Annotated in this window: 11 protein-coding genes; 7 read left to right on the top strand and 4 right to left on the bottom strand. The window is 60.2% G+C overall.

Translation table 11 applies throughout. The features are described 5' to 3' along the window. Positions 1 to 168: 168 nt before the first annotated feature. The 5 genes from NKI95_RS16340 to NKI95_RS16320 are packed head-to-tail and all read left to right on the top strand — an operon-like array spanning position 169 to position 7,788. Positions 169 to 2,907, top strand: a complete 2,739-nt coding sequence (locus NKI95_RS16340; protein WP_502909170.1) for an AMP-binding protein — start codon at positions 169 to 171, stop codon at positions 2,905 to 2,907. Beyond that, the gene (nadE, locus tag NKI95_RS16335) at positions 2,904 to 3,887 is read left to right on the top strand and encodes an NAD(+) synthase (protein ID WP_352718275.1); all 984 of its coding nucleotides are present in this window, start codon (positions 2,904 to 2,906) and stop codon (positions 3,885 to 3,887) included. Before NKI95_RS16340 ends, nadE begins: the two co-directional genes overlap by 4 nt. Before the next feature lie 3 nt (positions 3,888 to 3,890). Further along, positions 3,891 to 5,912 (top strand): asparagine synthase (glutamine-hydrolyzing), encoded by a 2,022-nt coding sequence (asnB, locus tag NKI95_RS16330; RefSeq protein ID WP_352718019.1) that lies wholly within the window; start codon positions 3,891 to 3,893, stop codon positions 5,910 to 5,912. Continuing rightward, positions 5,912 to 7,465, top strand: coding sequence for a class I adenylate-forming enzyme family protein (locus NKI95_RS16325; protein ID WP_352718274.1), 1,554 nt, complete (start codon positions 5,912 to 5,914; stop codon positions 7,463 to 7,465). Before asnB ends, NKI95_RS16325 begins: the two co-directional genes overlap by 1 nt. Positions 7,466 to 7,521: 56 nt before the next feature. After that, the gene (locus tag NKI95_RS16320) at positions 7,522 to 7,788 is read left to right on the top strand and encodes an acyl carrier protein (protein WP_292653750.1); all 267 of its coding nucleotides are present in this window, start codon (positions 7,522 to 7,524) and stop codon (positions 7,786 to 7,788) included. A gap of 83 nt (positions 7,789 to 7,871) precedes the next feature. Here NKI95_RS16320 and NKI95_RS16315 read toward each other — a convergent pair whose 3' ends face one another. Beyond that, positions 7,872 to 8,564, bottom strand: coding sequence for a N5-glutamine methyltransferase family protein (locus tag NKI95_RS16315; protein ID WP_352718018.1), 693 nt, complete (start codon positions 8,562 to 8,564; stop codon positions 7,872 to 7,874). Between the two features lie 406 nt (positions 8,565 to 8,970). On the opposite strand from NKI95_RS16315, the gene NKI95_RS16310 reads away from it, so the two are divergent. Continuing rightward, positions 8,971 to 10,722 (top strand): type I secretion system permease/ATPase, encoded by a 1,752-nt coding sequence (locus tag NKI95_RS16310; protein WP_352718016.1) that lies wholly within the window; start codon positions 8,971 to 8,973, stop codon positions 10,720 to 10,722. A 242-nt stretch (positions 10,723 to 10,964) separates the two neighbouring features. Then, positions 10,965 to 12,263, top strand: coding sequence for an HlyD family type I secretion periplasmic adaptor subunit (locus NKI95_RS16305; RefSeq protein WP_352718014.1), 1,299 nt, complete (start codon positions 10,965 to 10,967; stop codon positions 12,261 to 12,263). A gap of 60 nt (positions 12,264 to 12,323) precedes the next feature. Here the strand turns inward: NKI95_RS16305 and NKI95_RS16300 are convergent, their stop codons facing one another. From NKI95_RS16300 to NKI95_RS16290, 3 genes are read right to left on the bottom strand one after another with little or no spacing between them, the layout of a single operon-like run. Next, positions 12,324 to 13,586: a polysaccharide biosynthesis/export family protein gene (locus tag NKI95_RS16300; RefSeq protein ID WP_352718013.1), complete on the bottom strand. Its 1,263-nt coding sequence runs from the start codon at positions 13,584 to 13,586 to the stop codon at positions 12,324 to 12,326. Next, positions 13,573 to 14,847 carry a hypothetical protein gene (locus NKI95_RS16295; RefSeq protein ID WP_352718012.1) on the bottom strand — a complete coding sequence of 425 codons (1,275 nt, stop codon included), beginning with the start codon at positions 14,845 to 14,847 and terminating at the stop codon, positions 13,573 to 13,575. Before NKI95_RS16295 ends, NKI95_RS16300 begins: the two co-directional genes overlap by 14 nt. Next, entirely contained in the window at positions 14,844 to 15,848 is a 1,005-nt protein-coding gene (locus tag NKI95_RS16290; RefSeq protein WP_352718011.1) for an SDR family NAD(P)-dependent oxidoreductase, read from the bottom strand. The genes NKI95_RS16295 and NKI95_RS16290 overlap by 4 nt, the downstream gene beginning before the upstream one ends. Positions 15,849 to 15,875 lie beyond the last annotated feature (27 nt).

Raw genomic sequence — 15,875 nt, 5'->3', positions numbered from 1 at the left:
CCACAGCACCCAGCGAGCCCGGAATGATTGGCTCGGCCGGCGGCTTGCGAAACAGGCGAAGTGATTAACCAAGCGTCCTTGAGGGAAGATCAGGGCATCATCAGAATGATCGATGAAAAGATTGGGGCGGGGGGCGATAAGTGACCCTAATCTTAGCATAGGCAACTCATGTCTTCGGCATATTTGGGATCAGAAATCGCGGATCAGGATCTAGCGGTGGATTGTCAGACAGTGACCTCCGATAATTGGTCAAGTGTCTCACAATACGCACTGGATCAGGGTGGTCCCGTACTGCGCCCATTTCAAAGATTGGGCGCCGATTTTACCAACATTGCCGCCTTCGAGCACCTGAGAAGTATCGTCCGCCAGTACCCCGACAAGCTTGCAATCAGCGACGGCGCCAATCGTCTGACCTATTCCCAGCTTCTCCGGTCAGTTGAGACGCTGTCCTACCAGATCGCGGCGGCCGTCCCAGACGGACAGGCGATAGGTATTCTTCAGGCCAACTCGGCCTGGTATCCCATCGCCATGCTCGCAAGCATGACGGCTGGACGGCCTTCGGTGCCACTGAACGCGCGAGATCCTAGCTCGCGGATTCTTGAAATCGTGGCCGGGGCGCGGCTCTCAGCTGTCCTGGGCGAGGGCAATGTCCGACCCGACGGTTTGCCTCACCGGGTCAGTTGGATCGATGTGTCGACCAGTGCGGCCTCGCAGGCTGGGCAAGTGCCTCAGTCTTATTCCGTATCTGTCGATGCGCCCGCCATCGTGCTTTATACGTCAGGAAGCACGGGCCGGCCCAAAGGCATCGTTAACAGCCAGCGCAGCTTGCTTTGCCGGGTCCAGCAATATGTCGATGCATGCCACATCAACTCGGATGATGTTTTCCTGCCATTGACCGGACCCGCCACAATCGCGGGGTGCCGGGAAATTCTTGCAGCCCTTCTCACCGGCGCCACCTTGCATCTGGTCGAAGTCGAAGCGATCGGCTTGCGCGCCGTCCAACGCCTCGTGCGTTCCGAAGGCGTGACAATCACCTATCTGGTGCCGGCGCTGCTTCGCGCGCTCATGGCAGACGGACCTGCTGAAGCGTTCCATTCACTTAGAGTCGCCCGGATCGGTGGCGAGAAGGTGCCCTGGACCGACATCGCCCTGCTGCGCAAGGCCGTCTCCGATACGTGCCTCATCCAGATCGGTTACTCGTCAACCGAGACGACCGGCGCGCAATGGTTCCTGCCGCGAGACTGGCCGGAGCATGGAGATTCGGTTCCAGTTGGCTGGCTGCTGCCTGGAATCACCTTCGCAATTGTCGACGAAACGGGCCGCCGCGTTCAACCGGGCCGCAGAGGAGAGCTTCTGATCAGGAGCCCGTATGTCTTGCTTGGCCATTGGGAGGACGGGGCGGTTGTCCCGGCAACATCAGACCCGGACGATCCAGGCCTTCGGATTTTCGCGACAGGTGACCTCGTTCGACTTGATAATCAAGGCCTACTGCACATCGTCGGTCGCAAGGGGCGCCAGGTAAAGATCAATGGTCGACGCGTCGAGCCAGCCGAACTCGAACGGGTGCTGCGTTGCGCACCCTCTGTTGCGGATGCTGTGGCAATCGTGGCTGCGGCGAATGAGCTTGTCGCCTTTGTTGTTCCTCGGGGCTCGGCCGAAGCGACCTTTTCGGACGAGCTTCGCCAGCTTGTCAGGACCAATCTGCCGCCGCCGCTGCGTCCCTTGCGGTTGCACACGATCGCCGAGATTCCGCGTCTGCCGAGCGGCAAAGCCGACATCACGACACTTGCAGAGATGGATCTTTCAGCCAGAGAGACAGCAGCGACCGCGCGTCCGCTCGAGCCGCGAGGCAAGCTGACGGCGCAGCAGGTCGTCCAGCGGGCATGGACCAGCATTCTCAATACGCGCGTGGCGGCAGGGCGCTGGGATGACGCCGGAGGAGATTCGCTGAAGCTGCTACACTGCGTCATGGAAATCGAAAGCGCCATCGGGCAGGAACTCGGTCTTGAGGCCTTCACCGTCGGGATGAGCCTGGACGAAATGGTCAAGGCGGTCGTATCTGCCCAGGCAGGCGATCAAAGCGCGCGCGCCGAGAAGCACAACCCTCCCATTCTTTTTCTGTTCCCGGGATCCGTCGGCTATGGCCCGAGCCTTGCTGCCTTTGCAGCAGCGATGGGCAAGGTCACCCGCGTTGCCCCGATCAGGTATCCGGCTCTGGCTCTGATACTGCGCGGACAAAACAGCCTCGCCGACATGGCCGATGCCGCCGTAGAGCAGATCCGCCGCGCTCAACCGTCGGGCCATGTACGACTTCTCGGCCATTCGCTCGGTGGCGCTGTTGCTTTCGAAGTTGCGGCGCGGCTGCTGGCCGCCGGGCGAACCGTAAAGTTCCTCGGCATCCTCGACACCAGCCTCGTCGGCGAGCGAAGCGCCTACTTGGAGACGTTTACGCGCACATTCAATCGAATCCGGACCAACCGCGTATCCGCTTACCGGATGGCTTGCCGCGCCCTCGCGAAAGTCGCCGTGAAAATGCGGCGAGAGGCGCAACTGGTCCAGCTTCTCGATCGCTACGCTCAGGGACAGTTCAATGCGACGAGCTTTAGAACCAAACTGGAACTGCAGGAGGTTTTGCGGGCACGGGCCTTCTTCCAATGGCTGACAGAGCCGAAGCCGGCGCTGCCGATCACCGGCACCCTGTTTCGCTGTGCTCGACCCGGAATGACTCTGGCCATCGGCTGGGATCGCGTTTTCGCCCATCTGGACGTGATTCCGATCGTCGGCACCCACATCGATCTGGTCATAGAGCCTCACCTCGCCACCAACCGTCCCCTTATCGAGAAAGCGGTGGCGCAGACCTATTCGCCAACCGAGTCTCGCAAACTGGAGTACAAGTCATCGACCTGACCTCAACATTCGGCAAGGACGCGCTGGTGCTCGACGCTGGCGCTGAAGTCGATCGCATCGTCCAGATCTTGCGCCAGCAGGTCTTTGGCACGCTGCGACGTCGAGGGGTGGTTGTCGGCCTCTCAGGCGGCATCGACAGCTCAGTCGTCGCGGCGTTGTGTGTTCGCGCCTTTGGGAAAGACAAGGTCCTCGGGATATTCATGCCGGAGCGCCATTCCTCCGGCGACTCGCTAAGGCTCGGCCGCACTGTTGCCGCACAGCTTGGTATCGATACGATCCTGGAGGATATAACGCCGGCCCTTGAAGCGATCGGCGCCTATAGACGGCAGACCGAAGCAATCCAGACTGTCGTTCCCGAATATGGGGACGGCTGGAAATGCAAGCTGGTGCTCGCCTCGGTTCTCGAGAGCAACGGTCTCAACATCACGCGCCTCACGGTTCAGGACCCTGAAGGCAAGACCGACACGGTGCGTCTGCCGTCGGCCGCCTACCTGCAGATCGTCGCTGCAACCAATTACAAGCAGCGCCTGCGCAAGATGACCGAATACTACCATGCCGACCGCCTCAACTACGCGGTAGCGGGCACGCCGAACCGCCTGGAGTACGACCAGGGCTTCTTCGTCAAGCAGGGCGACGGAATTGCCGACCTGATGCCAATCGTTCACCTCTACAAGACCCAGGTCTACCAGTTGGCCGAATATCTTGGGGTGGAGGAAGAGGTCCGGCGCAGACCGCCCACCACGGACACCTTCTCGCTGGCGCAGAGTCAGGAGGAGTTCTACTTCGCGCTTCCTTATTATCTGATGGATCTGTGCCTCTACGGCTTGAACCACGGGATTGCCAACGAAGACGTCGCTGAGGCCACCGGCCTCACCGTGGTGCAGGTTCAGAAGGTTTTCAAGGATATCGACAGCAAGCGGCGCGCCGCCCGTTATCTTCACGCGCGGCCGTTGGTGTCCTCTTCAATGGGCGAGGGCTAGGCGATGTGCGGCATCGCCGGAATTGTGTCGCTGAGCACCGCCGCGGCGCCCCCGTCCCGGGATGCGCTGATGCGCATGGTGGGCGCGCTGGCGCATCGCGGCCCGGACGAGCGCGGCCTTTACCGGGACAGACGTGCCGGATTGGCGCATGCCCGCCTGTCCGTCATCGATCTCGCGAGCGGCCAGCAGCCACTCGCCGGCGCGGGCGACACAATGTGGATCGTCTTCAACGGCGAAATCTTCAATTACGTCGAGCTGCGACAAGACTTGGTCGCGCTCGGCTATCGCTTCCGCACACGCAGCGACACCGAGGTCATCGTCCATGCCTATCATGCCTGGGGCGAGGCCGCCTTCGAACGAATGAATGGGCAGTGGGCAGTCGCCATCTGGGACTCCGTGGCGGGTCGTCTCGTCTTGTCGCGGGATCGGTTCGGCATCTGCCCGCTGCACTTTTGCGAGCATGGCGGGCGGCTTTACTTCGCCAGCGAGGTGAAGGCCATTTTCGCGGCCGATGCGGACATACCCCGCGCCTTCGATCCAGCCGGCATCGATCAGACTTTTACACTTTGGACTGTCGCGCCGCCACAAGGCGTGTTTGGAGGAGTAAGCGAACTCACGCCGGGGCATGTCCGCATTTATGACAGCGGCGTCGTTCGCGAGCGGGCTTTTTGGAAGCCTGGCTATCCAGAGGTTGGCGCACCCGGCGATGATGAATTCAGCGGCTCGCTTGATGACGCGGTGGAGGAAGTGCGCAGCGCCCTGGAGGCCGCGACGGCGCTCAGGATAGTACGCGCCGACGTGCCGGTCGGCTGCTATTTGTCCGGCGGGCTCGACAGCTCACTGGTCACCACGCTGGGGAGACGCTTCGCGGGCGAGCGCTTCCAGACCTTCTCGCTGCGTTTTGCCGACGCCGAGTATGATGAGACGCATTTCCAGCGCCTGGTTGCCGGCGTGGCCGGCAGTGACCACCATGAGGTGGTTGTTTCGCGCAGCGATATCGCTGGCATCTTCCCTGAGGTGATCTACCACACCGAGCGGCCAATCCTTAGGACCGCGCCGGCGCCACTGTTCCTGCTCTCGAGACTGGTGCGCGAGCATGGCATCAAGGTCGTGCTGACCGGCGAAGGGGCCGACGAAATGTTCGCGGGCTACGATTTGTTCCGCGAGGGCAAGGTCCGCCGCTTCTGGGGACGCCAGCCCGCCTCGACGCGACGCTCCCGTTTGCTGGAGCGCCTCTATCCCTATCTCAGCCGCTCGCCGGTGCAGCAGCAGGCGATGGCACGCCAGTTCTTCGGGCGCGACATCCACGCCTGTGACGCGCCTGGTTTTGCGCATGGCACGCGCTGGCGTACCACAAGCGCCATCAAGCGGCTGTTTTCGGCAGACATGCGCTCCCAAACGGAGCGCCGCAACGCCGTGTCCGAGCTGCTTGCCCGCCTGCCACCGGAGTTTTCGCGATGGGGCTCTCTTGCGCAGGACCAGTATATCGAGATCCAGACGCTGATGTCGGGATACCTGCTTTCCTCACAAGGGGACAGGATGCTGATGGCTCATTCCGTCGAGGGGCGCTTCCCGTTCCTCGATCATGAACTCGTGAGGCTCGCGAATTCGCTTCCGGCCGCCTACAAGCTGCGCGTGCTCGATGAAAAGCATGTGCTGAAGCGCGTGGCGCAACCGATCGTGCCGTCGGAAATCGTCACCCGCAAGAAGCAGCCTTACCGGGCCCCCAACGCGCTTTGCTTCGTCGCAGATGGCGCTCCGGCCTATATTCGCGAGGCACTTTCGGAGCCGGCGCTGCGCGAAGCGAACGTCTTCGATCCTAAGTCGGTTACCCGGCTCCTGAGCAAGTGCCAGGCCAGCGCCGGCGGCGGCGACCTGTCCAACTCCGACAATATGGCGCTGGTCGGGGTGCTATCGACGCAGCTTCTCCATCAGCAATTTATCGCGAGCCGTCCAAGTGGGGCTCGCACGCTCAAGCTCAGCATCGATATCGACCGCGTGCATCGCGAAGAGGTGCTCGCGTGATGCATGGCGCCGTACCGCTCCTGCACGACTATCTCACCCACTCTGCCAGCCGGCTCGGCGGCAAGGTGGCCCTGGTGTGCGGCAACCAACGTGTCACCTATGGCGATCTCGATATGCGCTCGAACGCCATAGCGCATAATTTGACCGAGGCTGGAATCACACGTGGCGATCGGGTGGTGATTTTCGCCGACAACACTGTCGAGGCTGTCGTTGCGTTCTGGGCGGTGCTCAAGGCCAACGCCGTGGTGTGCATCGTCAATCCGCTCACCAAAAGCGACAAGCTTGATTATCTGCTCAACGATTGCCGCCCGACGGCATTGATCACCGACAAACACCTGCACTCGATTTTCAGGGAGCCGGCGCGGAATTGCCCATCGTTGCGCCGCATGATCGTCTCCGGACCGATCGAACGCAACGACCTGCAAGAACTGCCGCATGCTGTGCGTTGGGATACTGCGGTCGCGCCAGCCCGCAGCACGCCGCCCGCGCGCCGCTGCATCGATATCGATCTCGCTGCGATCATTTATACGTCCGGCTCGACGGGCGAACCCAAGGGCGTGATGCTGACGCACCGAAACATGATTGCCGCGTGCGCCTCGATTTCCTCATACCTGGCGCTTGCCGAAGACGAGGTGATCCTCAATGTCCTGCCGCTCGCCTTCGACTACGGTCTTTACCAGATGATCATGGCATTCGGCGCCGGCGCCCGGCTGGTGCTTGAACGCTCGTTCGCCTTCCCGGCGCAGATCCTTGGGCTGATCAAGCAAGAGAGGGTGACGGGTTTTCCCGGCGTACCGACCATCTTTGCCACACTCGGGGAGCTCAAGTCTCTCAGGGATCAGGATTTTTCGAGCATTCGCTACGTCACCAACACTGCGGCCGCCCTGCCGCTCAAGCACATTCTCCTGCTTCAGGAGCTGTTTTCTGGCGCCCGTATCTATTCGATGTACGGCCTTACCGAATGCAAGCGCTGCACTTACCTGCCACCGGACGATCTGGAGCGAAAGCCGTTGAGCGTCGGGATCGCCATCCCCAACACGGAAATGTGGATTGTCGACGAGCATGACAGGCGGGTCGGCCCCGGCGTCGTTGGTCAGCTCGTCATCCGCGGAGCGACGGTGATGAAGGGCTATTGGGGCAAGCCGGAGGCGACAGCCAGGAAGCTCAAGCCCGGCCCGCTGCCGGGTGAGCAGGTCCTGTACACGGGCGACTACTGCCGGATGGACGCCGAGGGCTACCTCTACTTTGTCGGTCGCGGCGACGAGATCATAAAATCGCGCGGAGAGAAGATAGCGCCGAAGGAGGTGGAAAACGTGCTGATGAACATTGCGGGCGTGCGGGAAGCCGCGGTCATCGGCGTTCCGGACGAGCTGCTCGGGCAAGCAGTGAAGGCGTTTGTCGTGATGGAGCAGGGAAGCATGATCGGTGAAAAGCAGTTGCAGAAAGAGTGCCAGAGGCGGCTGGAAAACTTCATGGTTCCGAAGTCCATCGTCATCGTACCCAGTCTGCCGATGACCGACACGGGCAAACTCAAAAAAACGGCCCTGTCATGAGTCGGTACCAGGGCGAAGTTGATCAGCATTCATCTTTTGTACCGGAGGCGAAATCAATGTTATCTACCAAGGATAGAACCGATACCTGCAGCGAACAAATTCGCGCTTTCCTGGCCTCGAATTTCTATATAGCCGATCCGGAGAGCCTGGAGAGCGACACCTCGCTTCTCGACCAGGGCATCGTGGACTCGACGGGGGTGCTCGAGGTTATCGGCTTCATCGAGGAGACCTTCGGCATCACGGTCGAAGACAGCGAGTTGCTGCCCGAGAACCTCGATTCCATCCAGGGAATTGCGCAATACGTCATGCGCAAGAGAAACTGATTCCCGAAACCTTGCAGCTCTGTTTCAAGTCCCCGGCCGTTAAGCCGCGACAGCGTGTCTGAAGCCTGCCGCGACTGCAGTGCTTATGCCTGCGCTTTTGTGTGTCCCGCAACCACCCTGCCCTCGCCCGCTGGATTGGTAACTGCCCGGATACTCTCATAAGCCTTGGAACGCTCGAGCAAACTCATGACCTGTCGGTCCTGGCCAAGCCCGACCTCGAAAAGCAGGATGCCTCCGCGCCGCAAATATCGCGGCGCCTCCTTGAGCACCCGCATATGGATGCTCAGGCCGTAGGGGCCGGCTGCGAACGCTTCACGCGGCTCGAGTTCGACCAGATGCGAACGGTCGCCCTCGAGCCGTTTTTCGGAAATGTAGGGCGGGTTGCAAACGATCACGTCGATCGTGCCGTCAAGCTCCAGGCCGGAGAAGGCGCTGAATAAGTCGCCCTGAAGCACCGTTACCCGCTCCTCCATATCAAGATGGATGACGTTGCGGCGCGCGACCTCCACGCATCCGTCGGTAAGATCGCTTGCCCACACGCGCGCGGTGGGAGCGTGGTGTGCGATGGCGCACGCCAGATTACCCGCGCCACAGCACATGTCGACAACGCGAGGTACCGGCAAGTTCAGTTGGCTCAGAACATCGAGAGCGGCCTTGCCGAGCAGTTCCGTTTCCGGCCGAGGAACAAGCGCACCGGGCGAGACCAGCAATTGCAATCCCATGAAGGTGCTGCGGCCCCTGCCATAGGCATCGGCGACATTGATCTCTTCGCTCACGACACTCGCCTTCCCGTTTTAGCCGGCGTTGGTGGCCGACAATGGCGTACCGATGAAGTGTATCTCAAAATCGTTTAACTCTCGATCGACAAAATCAAAACCCATCGCTCCCCAGACGCTTTGAAGCCTTGATGCTACGAAGATGACCATAAGCTTCTGCGCCGTGTCATGATTAGGAATATCTCCTTACTCGACCCGGTTATCCCCAGCCTGGCGAGCCAGTTGCCGAATTCTCAGCCTGGCGTCACGATTTTGCTACATTTTAATCAAAGAAGGCACGTATGTAAGCAATTCGTAATGTTCCAGCAGCGGGGCGGAGCTGCTGCTTCCCGGAAGGTTAAAGTTTGTCCCTCATCGAAAGAACCGACGAGATTGCGCGGCAATTTCGCGTCAACGAGCGCACATCATGAAGTCAACCAAAGGGCGCTCGCTCGATCTACGCTCCGCAATGTTCGGCTGTGTGCATGGCCTCGTTGGCGTAGGCGTTTTCTCCGGATTGATAAATATCCTCGCCTTGACCGGCTCCGTCTACATGCTCCAGGTCTACGACCGCGTGCTGCCTTCGCAGAGCGTGCCGACTCTTATCGGATTTACAGTCGGGATGCTGGGACTTTACGCGGCCTATGGGCTCCTCGATTTCGTGAGGCTTCGCCTGTTAGTCCGCATCGGCAGCCGCCTGCATAAAAATCTTCAGCAAAAGGCGTTCGCAGCCTCGCTTTCCCTGCCCCTCGTCGCCGGGCCGGATGCGAACCGGGTACACCCGCTTCGTGATCTGGACCAGCTACGTGGCTTTCTTTCCGGACTGGGGCCGACCGTCTTATTCGATGCTCCCTGGATACCATTTTATATGGTGGTCATCTATCTGCTGCACCCGGCGCTTGGTGTGCTGGCAACGCTCGGCGCATGCGCCGTTGTGTTTTTGACGGTGGTTGCCGAGATCATCGGCCGCAAACCCGCGGCTCGTGCATCTGAAACACTCGTAGCACAGCGGCTTCTGGCCGATTCCGGCCGCCGCAACGCAGAGGTTGTTCAGGCGATGGGCCTGTCCGCTCCGCTTAGCCGGCGCTGGAACGAGGTCAGTCATCTTTATCTGAAGAACCAGGAACGGCTTTCCGACGTCGTCGGCGCAGCGAGCTCACTGTCGAAGACGCTTCGAATGGCCTTGCAATCATGTGTGCTGGGGCTTGGTGCCTACCTTGTGATCGGGGGCGAAGCCTCGCCGGGCGTGATCATCGCATCGTCCATTTTGCTGGGCCGCTCACTGGCGCCGGTCGATGTGGCCATCGCAAACTGGAGGGGGTTTCTGGCAACCCGCAAAAGCTATTCCGAGCTGGCGGCAGCACTGGATGCTTTTGCTGGCCAGCAAGAGACAATGGAGCTGCCGCGCCCAAAGGCGGAGCTAGCGGTCGAAGAATTGACCGTCGCGCCACCAAGTCTGCAGAAGCCAACCATCTTCAATGTAAGCTTTCGCTTGGCGAGAGGCGCAGGGTTGGCGGTCGTCGGCCCGAGCGGCTCCGGCAAGACCACGCTCGTGCGCGCTTTGGTCGGGGCATGGAAGCCGCTTCGTGGCACGGTAAGATTGGACGGCGCCTCGCTCGATCAGTGGAATTCAGAACTGCTCGGCATTCATATTGGCTACCTGCCACAGGACGTTGAGCTGTTCGACGGGACGATCGCCGACAATATTTCGAGGTTCGGTGGCAAAAGCGACGCAAAAGGCGTGCTGGCAGCTGCCAAGGCTGCGGGCGTGGACAAGATGATAATGCGTCTTCCGCAGGGTTTTCAAACACGCATCGGAGAAGGCGGCGCGGCCCTTTCGGCTGGGCAGAGGCAGCTCGTCGGGCTTGCCAGGGCACTTTACGGCGATCCATTCCTCGTCGTTCTTGACGAACCAAATTCCAATCTGGATGCAGACGGCGATGCTGCTTTGGCCGGCGCAATCCTGGCAGTGCGTCAGCGCGGCGGTATCGTGATCGTCGTTGCGCATCGCCCCTCCGCTCTCGTCAACATCGATCAGGTACTCGTCCTGTCGAACGGGATGCTCCATTCGTTCGGCTCGCGTGAAGACGTTCTGGCAAATGTGATCCGGCCCTTCCCGCGTCCGGACAAGCCAAACATTGTCGTTCCGCTGCAGCACGGTGCAAGCGGGCATGCGTGAGGTATTGCTTAGTGTCTAACGTGACCATGTCGTCGTATGCTGCGGTTGGCGGCGAAGTCCAGCCGACCGGGGCGAAGCCGGAGTCGGATGGCATTCGAGCCAATCTACCCTGGGGTAATCTGGTCCGGAGCCTGGCAGCGAATTGTCGTTCCGCCGCACAAAGGTGCAGCCGGGCATATGTGAAGTATCGCTCTACTGTTACCGTGTCGTCATACGTCGCCGCCGGTGGCGAGAGCCGTTCGTTGGAGACGAAGCCAGATCCGGATGGAATCCGGGCCAATCTGCTCTTGGGCCTGGCAACCAGCTTGCTGTTGATCTTTGGCGGAGGGCTCTGGTTGGGATTGACCAAGATTGCCGGCGCGGTGATTGCGCCTGCGACTGTGGTCGTCGAAAGCAACATAAAAAAAGTCCAGCATCAAACCGGCGGCACCATCGGCGGAATCTTCGCGCAGGACGGCGATCATGTGAAGGCCGGCGACGTGTTGGTCAGGCTGGACAACACCTTGACCCGAGCAAACCTGCAGATAATCACCGAGGATCTCAATCGCGCCACCATTCGTCTGGCCCGACTGGAGGCCGAGCGCCAGGGTCTGCCGGAAATGCAGATCCCGCCCGACCTTCGGGCTCAAATGGGTGACCCGCAAGTGGCGGCACTTGTCAGTGGCGAGCGTGCCTTGTTTGAAAGTCGTGCTGCGGCGCTGGCTGGCCAGAAGGCACAATTGCAAAGCCGCGCGAAGCAGCTGGAACGTCAGATCGATGGCCTCAAATCGCAGCAGTCTGCGACGGACGAGTCTCTGGATCTGCTGACCAAGAACCTTGCAGATGTTGAATCTCTCTACGCAAAGAAGTTGGTGTCCAAGGAGAGGTTGAGCAATGTCAGCCTGGAGAAGACCCGGACTCGCGGCGAATCGGGACGCCTTGTCGCAGCGATAGCGGAGGTACAAGCTCACATCAGTGAAACGGACCTGCAGGTGCTTCAGCTCGACGAACAAATGCGGAGCGACGTGACCAACGAACTTCGCGAAACGGAAGCCAAGCAGACCGAGCTCAGCGAGCGCAAGGTGGTGGCCGAAGACGAACTCGGCAGGACAGACATTCGTGCCCCGCAATCGGGCACGGTACAAGAATCCTCGGTCCACACCGTCGGCGGCGTGATTGGCGCTGGAGAGGTGCTCATGATGATTGTGCCCGATTCCGACAACCTTGTCGTCGACGCTTCGATTCCTCCGTCGCGTATCGATGAGATTCATCCCGGACAGCAGGTGTCGATCCGCTTTCCGGCGTTCGACGCCGGCACCACACCTGCTTGCGAAGGCTCAGTCAACCGCGTCTCAGCAGATCTGATCAAGGATCAGCAACGCCAGCTTTCCTATTTTTCGGCGCGCATCGACGTCGAGAATGAAGCGACCTGCCTGACAGGAGACAAAGTACTCAAACCCGGCATGCCCGCCGAAGTCCACATAAGAACCGACGAGCGCAGTGTCTGGTCCTACTTGATGAAGCCTCTTACCGATCAGTTTTCCAGAGCCTTCAGGCAGTAAAGGGGTTGCCAAACTCAACCGGCAGTGCGGCGGCCAATTGGATCGGAGCCCGGCCGATCGCTATCGGGTCGCCGCGTTTTCGAGAGCGCTGCTGAACCTGACCTCGATCGTGTCTCCCGGCATGACCTCGGTGTCTTCTTGGGCCGGCTGTTTCCGCCATTCTTCGTCGACTTTGCGAATGATCGTGACCTCGGCCTGGATCCTTTCGCCGGCAACCGGCAACGGCAGGGCGGCAGCTCCCGTAGGCTGCAACTTCTGGCTCGCGGCGCGAAGCCTTGCGCTGACGTCGGCAAGACGCACATTGGTATCCTTCAGCTCGGTCAGCAGACCGATCCTTCTTTGGTTGTCATTGCGTTCGTGCTGTCTGGCAAAATCGTCCTGCTGACGTCGTGCTCTCATTAGTTCAACCGAGGTTTCGAGTGCCCGGCTGGAAGAGAGCACCAAAGCGCGCCGGACATCGGCGAGCCGGGTATTGGTTAGATTTCCCGACTCAAACGCTTTTCTTACGCGCGCCAGCTCGTCTTCGTCCGCCTTCACCCCATCCGCTTCGGCCTGCTCGCGCTCGAGCAAGGTCTCGGTTTGTGCAGCAGCATCCTTGCCACTTTTATCGAGAAAGCTCTGCTCTTTCTGGAAATTGTCCAACGAGAGCTTCAGACCTTCTGCTTCGGCCTGCGCGATCGCCGACGCAAAACTTGCCGGCAAAGGCGACCCTTGTGGTGGCTGCATGTCGAAAGTCGACTTACCCTGAAGTTCGGCGCGGATACGAGCGCTGTGAAAATAGTCTCTCGTGTATTCCCCCCAAAGCGACTCATAATCGCGCCGCAGATCCACCGGATCGGGGCCAACCTGGTTTGCCCGGGACCGCAAAAGGCTGAAACCACCTGACACGGCGATCGCCTGCCGCACGGTCATCAGCGGGCGGTAGGCCTGCTGTCCGGGAGTGAGCACGTCGCCGGTCACATAGATCGGCCTGTACTCTGCAACCACGGCGGTCACGTCTGTCGGCTTGATGACGATCATTTGCTCCCGCCCGTCAGGCAGCCGCTGGTGGAATATCTTGGTTGGCAAGATCGTCTGCATGCGTGTCTGCAATTCGGCCGGAGTCAGGCCGCCCACCGAAACCATCCCGACTTCGGGAAGCGCGATCGTGCCGTCCATCTGGACCACCGCACGTTGCGTTCGCTCAGAGATGGAGGCAATTCCTATCTCGACGGTATCGCCCGCGGAAAGTCGATAAGCAACCCGCGCTTCCGCTGCAGCGGCCGTTTCCACGGTAGCCAGCATACCGAGCACGACAAGAAGGATTCGATTAACGAGGACCATTGGCGGCAATCTCCTTCTGGTTCGACCGCGGCTCTTCCGGCCAATCGAGACGGGTGATGAATTCGTAGACCGGCCCGCCAGGCACACCCCAGTTGCTCGACCAGATTACCTGAGAGCCGTCGGGTGACGGCGAGGCATGGGTTTCGCTCCAATAGTCGGACGGGACGTTGTGGGTTTGCGTGACCCGTCGAACCTCACCGCTGCCATCGAGGCGCAGCGCGATCACCTCTCGCGCATATGGCGCCCAGTCGGGATTGGCAGAGATCTCATCGGGATTGCCGCCATAGCTCACGAACACCCAGCCGCTCCTGTCCAGTGCCCGCACGGACGCATGCTCGGCTTCGCCAAACTTCATAAGCGAGGTGACCTTCCCGTCGACCAGTCTCCTTTTGATGACGTGATATTTGTCAGGGTCGGATTTGCTGATGCCCACGAAAACTTCGCTGCCGTCTTCATCGACCGTCATATCGCCATGGCCGGGCCGATGATGGTCCGTCCATCTCTGCCGCAACGTCCCGTCGACGGAGAAAACAGCTCGCTGTTCTGTGTCTTCCTTCACGTTCTGAAAGCACAGGATGTTCGCTCCGAGCGGGGAGATCGAGCAGGCGCTGACGGTTCCGGCAAGCTGGGCAAGATCGATGTCCGGAAATTTCCGGCGCTGCTTGAGATCATAGGCAAAGGCAACCATCGCACCATCGCCACGGATTGCGCGCACTGCTATGCGATCGCCGTTACGGCTGGGATTGCCTTTGGACGGCCCGAACTGAAGATCATGGTAATTCGGCGACACGAACAGCACGTCTTCGCGATTGGTCCGCGGCGCCCAGGTCGAAATTTTCCGGTCCTGAACGCAAATCATCAGATCGGCATTTTGCGGATGCCATTCGCATTCAGCCGATCGAGCGCGACGGAAAAGCGGGACATAGGTCTGCCCGTCGAAAAAGCACATGCCATTGCAGCCGTTGGTGATGACGAGGAGACTCTGGTCTGAATTCCACGCCTGGGAGCTGGAATAACGGTGGCTGCAAAATTTTTTCTCGCATACGACGCCATTGCCAAGAGCGCCAGGCTTGGTAATGCGCATGAAAATTGTCCCGAAGGCTGGATCCGTCGCGGGTTGGAGATAATCGGGCAGATCCATCATCACTGGCGCGACAAACTGTGTAGGCGCGCTGTCTTGCCGGCCGCCGGCCGTGGACAAATCCAACGACAAGGCAGCCGCAATCAACAGTGGAGCCAACCCACGCGGGCGAAAGGTCATGTCATGTAGCCCATTTCGTGTCGCACTCGGCCTTCGCTGAGGCGCCCTTGCCACCATCCGATGGTCCGCTCCAAGCCTTCGCGCAGGCTGGTCTGGGCGCGCCATCCAGTCTTGCTTTCGAGGAGCGAAGAATCGGCCAGCAAGGCACGCACCTCGGAATTCTGCGGCCGAAGGCGGCGCTCGTCGCGGTGAATCGGTTTCTTGCAGCCACTCAACTCGATCACCAGATCCAATACGTCCGAGATCGTCACAGCGCGCTGGCTTCCGGCATTGTAGGCATGGCCAAATTCGAGCTCGGCCGAACCTGCGGTCAAAAACGCCGCCGCAGTGTCTTCCACGAAAGTAAGATCGCGGATCGGGCTTGTGTCTCCCACCATGATCGCCGGGCATTTTTTGTCGAGAGCCTGACGTATGATGGTCGGCACGATGGCCCGCTCACTTTGGCGTGGGCCGTACGTATTGAAGGGCCGCATGATAACCACGGGGATGTCAAACGATCGGGCGTAGGACTCCGCCATCATGTCCGCACCGATCTTGGATGCCGAATATGGTGATTGTCCCTGCAACGGGTGGGATTCGCTGATAGGCATTGTCAGCGCGGTGCCATAAACCTCGCTTGTCGAGGTGTGCACCACACGCTCAGTCTCCCATTGACGCGCCGCTTCGAGGACGTTGACCGTGCCCAGGATGTTGGTTTCCACATAGGACTGGGCGGCCGCATACGAATACGGGATAGCGATCAGTGCGGCGAGATGAAACACGACCGCCTGGCCACGCACGATCCGATTAAGGAACGCGCTGTCGCGAACATCGCCGCGGATGAGGTTCAGCTGGCTTCGTATGGTGTCCGGTAAATCGTCCAGCCAGCCGTGGCTGTCGAACGAATTATAGAGAGCCACCGCCGTGACGTCCGCACCGCTACGGACGAGTGCTTCGGTGAGATGCGAACCGATGAACCCATCGGCACCCGTAACCAGAACTTTCCTGCCCTTGTATGCCATGACCCAAGCGTTCCCCCTATGACGTGA

Source organism: Mesorhizobium sp. M0306 (assembly GCF_040321655.1).
Lineage (GTDB): Bacteria > Pseudomonadota > Alphaproteobacteria > Rhizobiales > Rhizobiaceae > Mesorhizobium.
Note: the sequence above shows the minus strand (reverse complement) of the source record. Positions and strands in the feature narration are given on the sequence as shown.

Coding starts and splice junctions, on each gene's coding strand:
- asnB (WP_352718019.1), top strand. CDS start 3,891: ATGTGCGGCATCGCCGGAATTGTGTCGCTGAGCACCGCCGCGGCGCCC.
- NKI95_RS16325 (WP_352718274.1), top strand. CDS start 5,912: ATGCATGGCGCCGTACCGCTCCTGCACGACTATCTCACCCACTCTGCC.
- NKI95_RS16320 (WP_292653750.1), top strand. CDS start 7,522: ATGTTATCTACCAAGGATAGAACCGATACCTGCAGCGAACAAATTCGC.
- NKI95_RS16310 (WP_352718016.1), top strand. CDS start 8,971: ATGAAGTCAACCAAAGGGCGCTCGCTCGATCTACGCTCCGCAATGTTC.
- NKI95_RS16300 (WP_352718013.1), bottom strand. CDS start 13,586: ATGGTCCTCGTTAATCGAATCCTTCTTGTCGTGCTCGGTATGCTGGCT.
- NKI95_RS16290 (WP_352718011.1), bottom strand. CDS start 15,848: ATGGCATACAAGGGCAGGAAAGTTCTGGTTACGGGTGCCGATGGGTTC.
- NKI95_RS16340 (WP_502909170.1), top strand. CDS start 169: ATGTCTTCGGCATATTTGGGATCAGAAATCGCGGATCAGGATCTAGCG.
- NKI95_RS16295 (WP_352718012.1), bottom strand. CDS start 14,847: ATGACCTTTCGCCCGCGTGGGTTGGCTCCACTGTTGATTGCGGCTGCC.